This window comes from Microbacterium testaceum StLB037, assembly GCF_900104345.1.
GTDB classification, from domain to species: domain Bacteria; phylum Actinomycetota; class Actinomycetes; order Actinomycetales; family Microbacteriaceae; genus Microbacterium; species Microbacterium testaceum_A.
The window spans coordinates 688,024-695,059 of the sequence record NZ_FNJN01000001.1; the positions used below are offsets into that span (position 1 = coordinate 688,024).

General features: G+C 69.5%; 4 protein-coding genes and 1 rRNA gene. 4 read left to right on the plus strand and 1 reads right to left on the minus strand.

The annotated features are described in order from the left end of the window. The first annotated feature begins 37 nt into the window (after positions 1-37). The gene (locus BLS25_RS17025; RefSeq protein WP_074694374.1) at positions 38-3,052 is read left to right on the plus strand and encodes a DEAD/DEAH box helicase family protein; all 3,015 of its coding nucleotides are present in this window, start codon (positions 38-40) and stop codon (positions 3,050-3,052) included. Positions 3,053-3,056: 4 nt separating this feature from the next. Here BLS25_RS17025 and BLS25_RS03300 read toward each other — a convergent pair whose 3' ends face one another. Further along, entirely contained in the window at positions 3,057-3,980 is a 924-nt protein-coding gene (locus BLS25_RS03300; RefSeq protein ID WP_074694375.1) for an aggregation-promoting factor C-terminal-like domain-containing protein, read from the minus strand. Between the two features lie 542 nt (positions 3,981-4,522). On the opposite strand from BLS25_RS03300, the gene rpsA reads away from it, so the two are divergent. From rpsA to BLS25_RS03310, 3 genes are all read left to right on the plus strand, one after another. Further along, complete coding sequence (gene rpsA / locus BLS25_RS03305; RefSeq protein ID WP_056227982.1) at positions 4,523-5,977, plus strand: 30S ribosomal protein S1; 1,455 nt, start codon at positions 4,523-4,525, stop codon at positions 5,975-5,977. A 105-nt stretch (positions 5,978-6,082) separates the two neighbouring features. Further along, a complete protein-coding gene (locus BLS25_RS16805) occupies positions 6,083-6,256 on the plus strand; it encodes a hypothetical protein (protein ID WP_170210603.1) in 174 nt (57 codons plus the stop codon). 578 nt (positions 6,257-6,834) lie between these two features. Further along, a 16S ribosomal RNA gene (locus BLS25_RS03310) occupies positions 6,835-7,036 on the plus strand; the annotation flags it as partial.

Consider the following 7,036-nt stretch of genomic DNA (forward strand, 5'->3'; position numbering starts at 1 on the left):
CGCCTGCCCGCCGGGGGCCCCTCCCTAGACTGGCGCGGTGTCGACCGAATCACGCCGTCCCCTGTCGGCGTGGCGATTCGACGGAACGCTCCGGGCCTACCAGCGCGCCGCGCTGGACCGTGTCGACGTCGACGCGGGGGTGCCCCTGCATCTCGTCGCCCCGCCCGGTGCCGGAAAGACTCTGCTCGGGCTCCTCCTCGCCGCGCGCCGGGGGCGCCGCACGGTGGTCTTCGCGCCCACGACGGCGATCCGCGCGCAGTGGGTGGGCGCTGCCCGGGCGCTGGCGCACGACGACGCCGCCGTGTCGGACGACCCCGATCTCCCCGCCGACCTCACGGCCCTGACGTACCAGGCGATCAGCGTGGTCGACTCCCGCGAGCCCTTCGCGGGCCTGGCGCGCGCCCGCTGGGTCGACGAGCTGATCGCCGACGATCGCACCCCCGACCAGGCCGAGGGATGGCTCGACGCGCTCAACGAGAGCAATGCTGCGGCGTACGGCCGAGGCATCCGCTCTCGGTCCCGCGCTCTTCGGCGCACTCTGGCGAGACAGGATGCCGCCGCTCTCACGGCCGCTCTGCACCCGCGATCGCGCGAGCTGCTGGAGCGCCTGGTCGAGGCGGGGGTCGAGACCATCGTCCTCGACGAGTGCCATCACCTCCTCGACCACTGGGCGCTCGTGGTCGCCGCGCTCGTCGCGCGGTTGCGCGCGGGGGGTCGGGAGCCGCTCGTGATCGGGCTCACGGCCACTCTTCCCTCGCCCGATGACGCGAACGAGTATGAGAACTACGTCTCTCTGCTGGGCGAGGTCGATCTCGAGGTTCCCGTGCCGGCGGTCGTGCGCGAGGGTGACCTCGCGCCGTACCGCGACCTCGTCCACGTGGTCGAACCGACCGGCGAGGAGCGGGCGTTCCTCTCCGCGCACGCCGAAGCCCTCGCGGAGGCGCTGCGGACGACGTTCGCGGTGGGCGCCGGAAGAGAGTTCCTGCGCGCGGTGCTCCAGTCGTCGGCCCCTTCCGCCCCCGCGGACCCCCTCGAACCGCCCGCCGAGGGCGCCTCGCCCCCGGCCCCGGTCGCTTCCGCGGGGAGCAGTGCGGTCGCGCGTCCGGGGATCGTGCACCCGCCACCCGCCGCAGAGTCGCCCGCCCCCGACGCCGCCTTCGATGCCGCTCTCTCGGCGGCGTTCGCCGTCGACTTCGCCGGTGCCGAGGCCGCCGCGGCGATGTTCTCCGTCGTCGCGCCCGACGACCCGCTCACCGCTCGTCTTCCCGCCGTGGCGCGACGGGCGCCCACCACAGAAGAGACGCTGCGCCTGCTGGGTCGATACGCCCTGGACCGGGTGCTCCCCGACCCCGCGCGCGCCGACCAGTGGCGCCGGCTGCGTCGCCTGCTCGCCGATTTCGGCTTCGCCCTGACCGACCGCGGGGTGCGTCGCACCCGCGATCCGATCGACACGGTCCTCGCGTCCTCCCTCTCGAAGGACAGGGGAGCGTGCGACATCCTCGCCCGCGAGCGCGACGAGCTCGGCGACCGCCTCCGCGCCCTCGTCGTGACCGATTACGTCACCCACGGCAACGTCCACGGGGGACTCCTGGGCTCGGCCGGCGCCGTCCGCACGTTCTCGATCGTGGCGACGGATGCCGCTACCTCGGCGCTGCGCGCGATCCTCGTCACCTCCTCGACGGTGCGCGTCGCCGTCCGTCACGCGGAGAAGCTGCTTCCGGCGCTCTCGCGCGAGCTCGGCGTCCCGGTGACGGGGGAGCCCTGCTCCGACGACGTGGCCGTCCTCGAGGTGTGGGGGACCACGGGGTCGGGGGTGGTCGGCGCCGTCTCCCGGCTGCTCGCCGACGGCTCGCTCGAGGTGGTCGTGGGCACGCGCGGTCTCTTCGGCGAAGGGTGGGACTGCCCGGCGGTGAACACCCTGATCGATCTCACCGCGGTGGCGACGGCGTCGGCGACGCAGCAGTTGCGGGGCCGTACGCTGCGGCGCGATCCGAGCTGGCCCGAGAAGGTCGCCCACAACTGGACGGTCTCGGCGCTGCTGCCGCCCGACTCGTCCCTCGATGCGCAACCGGATGCCGCTCGCCTCCGTCGCAAGCACGCCGGCCTGTGGGGACTCGACGCCGACCATCCCGAGCGCATCGTCCGCGGGCTGCCCGCGGCGCTGGGGCGCGACCGTCGTCGCGCGCTCGACGAGGTGCTCGAGAAGACCCCCGGCGCGTCGCTGCAGCGTGTCGACGCGCTGACCTCGGCTCCGCCGCGGGACGAGACGCGATCCGCCTGGCGCATCGGCTCCCCGTACGACGACCGCGAGGAGCTCTCCGCGGTGGTCGAGCGCCCGGCCCGCACGCCGGTCTTCTCGACGTCGGTGACGGCCGAGCGTGCCCTCGGCGGGTGGCTCGGAGTATCGGCGGGAGCGCCGGCCGCGCTGATCGCGCTGTCGTTCTTCCTGCCCCCGGTCGCGGGAGTCGCGGTGGGGGGAGTCAGCGCCCTGATCGGTGCCGTCATGGCCGTTCCCCTGTTTTCGGCGTGGCGTCGCACGCGTCGGCAGGCTCGGGATGCCGCGGCGACGCTGCGGAACATGGCGCGTGTGGTGTGGACGGCGCTGTCCGAGAGTGGGCGCGTCCGGTCCCCGCTCGCCGTTGCGGTGTGGGAGGGAGAGCGGAGGGATGCCGACGCCACCCGCGCCGAGATCACGATGGCGCACGCGAGCCTCGCCGATCAGAAGACCTTCGGGGTCGCGCTGGAGGAGCTGTGCGGCCCGATCCGGACACCGCGTTTCGTGCTGGAGGTCGACCGCGGCGGAGGGCCGTGGTGGGTGCGCGCCGTCCTCGAGCGCGCGGGACGCTCCCGATCCCGGCAGTTCCTTGCCGTGCCTTCCGAGATCGGTCGTCGTCGGGCGGACGCCCTCCGCTTCCACGGCGCGTGGCAGGTGCACGTGGGTCCGGCCGTCCTGCACGAGCTCAACGGACCCGAGAACCTCCCGCTGCTCGCAGAAGCGCGCCGCTCCGGAGGGTTCTCCGGAGCGGCGCGCTCGACGATGCGATGGAGCTGAGGGCTCAGTACCAGCCGGTCGACTGCGAGTGGCCCCACGCGCCGCACGGCGTGCCGTAGCGGCCCGAGATGTACCCGAGGCCCCACGACACCTGAGTGGCGGCGTTGGTCTGCCAGTCGGCACCGGCGGACGACATCTTGCTGCCGGGGAGGGCCTGCGGGATGCCGTAGGCGCCGCTGCCGGAGTTGTAGGCCTTGTAGTTCCAGCCCGACTCCTTGTTCCACAGCGACACGAGGCACGACATCTGGTCGTCGCCCCAGCCGCGGCTGGCGAGCATGTCGCGCGCGGCGGCCTGGGCGCCGGCGGGGCTGTTGTCTCCCGAACCGCCTCCGGTCGGAATGGGGGCCGAAGACCCACCACCGCCGGAGTTGGACGAGGACGACGACGACGAGGCCTGCTTGTCGGCGGCGGCCTTGTCGGCGGCGGCCTTCGCCGCGGCAGCAGCCTCCGCTTCCTGGCGCGCCTTCTCGGCCGCCTCTTCTTCCGCCTTCTTGGCCACGGCGGCGTCGAGACCGCCGCGCAACTCGGCCACGCGCTGGTCGACCGCGACGGTGGCCGCGGCGACGTCGTGCGAGAGCGCGGGGAGGAACGTCTCGGGCAGCACCGAGGCCGCCTCGAGGCGGTCGGTGGCCTGCTGCAGCGCGGTCGTGTCGACCGTGGCGGGCTGGCCGATGTCGAGACCGGATGCCGCGATGTCGCTCTGCACGGTGGCGACGGCCTGGATCGAGGTCGACGCAGCGGTCTCCGCCGCGCGGGCCTCGGTCTTCTCGGGGCCGGGGGTGGCTGCGAGCACCGTGGGAGTGATCGAGGAGGCGAGCGAGAACGTCGCGGTCGACAGGTCGGCGGGGGAGGCGGTGGCGGCCGGCGCGGTGCCGGTGAGAGCCGCGGCCGCGACCACGCCGAGCACGAGCGCTCCCACTGTCGTCACGGGGCGACGACGAGTGCGGCGGGCGGCGAGGCGGCGGTCACGACGATTGGAAAAGGACGTCGAGTCAGAGCGCATAGAACCGGTTTCACGTGAGGGGAGGACGGTGCGGGTGTCACCGTCCGACCCGCGTCAGCGGGCACAAGACGGGGAGCCTGGCACGTGTTTCTGGACGCCACCTGGGCGGACCGCCTCAGAACGCCGGAACAAAACGGCCGATCCGGGGCGAATCACGCCCACGCGCAATCGCCCTGTCCGGCCCTCTGCCTCCGTTCGCCCCGCGTGGCCGGCGTCAGCGTGCGACGGCCCAAGCGCGGGATGCGCGACACCCGGACTGCGCGGGAGGCGTGGTGCGTTAGACTGAGGTGTCACACCTGGGTTCTGCCTGTCTGGCGAGCCCGTGGCATCGCATAAACAATCCGCTTCGCTTCGACTCGTGGTTGGAGTTCGCCCTCGGGCGGCCCCAGCCCGACGGCCCCCGGTCTCGGACCGACGGGTACAGGAGTCGGAGCCCGACACCACACCCAACTAGGACAACCCACTACATGACTACCGCAACGACCGCCCCGGCTACCAAGCAGGTCGCGATCAACGACATCGGCTCGGCCGAAGACTTCCTGGCCGCGGTCGAGAAGACGCTCAAGTTCTTCAACGACGGCGACCTCATCGAAGGCACCGTGGTGAAGATCGACCGCGACGAGGTCCTCCTCGACGTCGGTTACAAGACCGAGGGTGTCATCCCCTCCCGCGAGCTCTCGATCAAGCACGACGTCGACCCCAACGAGGTCGTCAACGTCGGCGACCACGTCGAGGCCCTCGTTCTCCAGAAGGAGGACAAGGAAGGCCGCCTCATCCTGTCCAAGAAGCGCGCTCAGTACGAGCGTGCGTGGGGCGACGTCGAGAAGATCAAGGAGAACGACGGTGTTGTCACCGGTTCCGTGATCGAGGTCGTCAAGGGTGGTCTCATCGTCGACATCGGCCTCCGCGGCTTCCTCCCGGCCTCGCTCATCGAGCTGCGCCGTGTCCGCGACCTGACGCCGTACCTCGGCCAGGAGATCGAGGCCAAGATCCTCGAGCTCGACAAGAACCGCAACAACGTCGTGCTCTCGCGCCGCGCCCTGCTCGAGCAGACGCAGTCCGAGTCGCGCACCACGTTCCTCAACAACCTCCACAAGGGCCAGGTCCGCAAGGGTACGGTCTCGTCGATCGTCAACTTCGGTGCGTTCGTCGACCTGGGTGGCGTCGACGGTCTCGTCCACGTCTCCGAGCTCTCCTGGAAGCACATCGAGCACGCCTCCGAGGTCGTCGAGGTGGGCCAGGAGGTCACCGTCGAGATCCTCGAGGTCGACCTCGATCGCGAGCGCGTGTCGCTCTCGCTCAAGGCGACGCAGGAAGACCCGTGGCAGGTGTTCGCCCGTACCCACGCGATCGGTCAGATCGCTCCGGGCAAGGTCACCAAGCTCGTTCCCTTCGGTGCGTTCGTCCGCGTCGCCGACGGCATCGAGGGCCTCGTGCACATCTCCGAGCTTTCGGGTAAGCACGTCGAGCTCGCCGAGCAGGTCGTGTCGGTCGGCGAAGAGGTCTTCGTCAAGATCATCGACATCGACCTCGAGCGTCGCCGCATCTCGCTGTCGCTCAAGCAGGCCAACGAGTCGGTCGACCCCAACGGCACCGAGTTCGACCCGGCGCTGTACGGCATGGCCACCGAGTACGACGAGCGTGGCGAGTACAAGTACCCCGAGGGCTTCGACCCCGAGTCGGGTGCGTGGCTCGAGGGCTTCGACACTCAGCGCGAGGCCTGGGAGCAGGAGTACGCCGCTGCTCAGGGTCGCTGGGAAGCCCACAAGGCTGCCGTCGCCAAGGCCCTCGAGGCCGAGGCCGCCAACCCGACGGACGCTGGTTCGTTCGGTGGATCGTTCTCGTCCGAGACGCCCGCCCAGGGCACCCTCGCTGACGACGAGTCGCTGGCTGCGCTTCGCGAGAAGCTCTCCGGTCGCTGATCCGTCCTGCATCGAAGGCCGGTACCTCCTCGGAGGTGCCGGCCTTCGGTCGTTCCCGGGCGCAAGCCCTGGTGGGCAGGTGGGGGAGCAGGGCAGGATGAGAACATGGCTTCTCGACTTCCGCTTCTGATCACCCTCGCCGGCGTGGCCGTGCTGTTCCTGTCGATCGCGTTCGTCTTCGCTCTGGTCATCGGAGCGATGTTCTTCGGCGGGATCGAGTTCACCGGGGGACACACGGATGCCATGACCTCGCCGTCGACATGGACACTTGTCGCCTGACCGCCATATCGTTCCCGTCCCTCGGCCCGGGCGACCTCGAAGGTCGCGCCGGGCCGTCGACGTTTCCGCAGGATTTCGCGCCTGCGATCAAGCGACACGCCCGAGATGTGCCCGGATTCGACGGGTCGGTCGTTCCCGCGTAACTTATTACTTGTTCGCCCCACAGGGGAGAGCGGAGAGGCCGAAAGGCCCCGCATCGTCTCAAGTGGCGGACCACCCGAAACCTTCTCCGAATGGTGTAAGGTTTTGGTTCGGTCGTTCGGCCGGTTCCCGAGGTTGATCTCTCTGAGATCCCAATGAGGTTCCGTGTGCTGGCGGCTGTCAATTGAAGTGAACTGCCTCACGGGTAGGTCGAGAGATCGTTTCTGTGGGTGCGTCCGTTCCTTGAGAACTCAACAGCGTGCACTTGTCAAATGCCAATTTATTCCTCGTCGGTCTTCGGATCGCGAGAAATTCCTTTGGATCAAAGTCCAACCCTTCCGGGGGTTGGCGTGAAATTCGTCAGTAATGATGTTTTTCTTTGGTCAGTTTCAAACTCGCTGCGGCCCCGTTTTCCCGGTGGTTGTATGCATTTCTTTTTTACGGAGAGTTTGATCCTGGCTCAGGATGAACGCTGGCGGCGTGCTTAACACATGCAAGTCGAACGGTGAAGCCAAGCTTGCTTGGTGGATCAGTGGCGAACGGGTGAGTAACACGTGAGCAACCTGCCCTGGACTCTGGGATAAGCGCTGGAAACGGCGTCTAATACTGGATATGAGACGTGATCGCATGGTCGTGTTT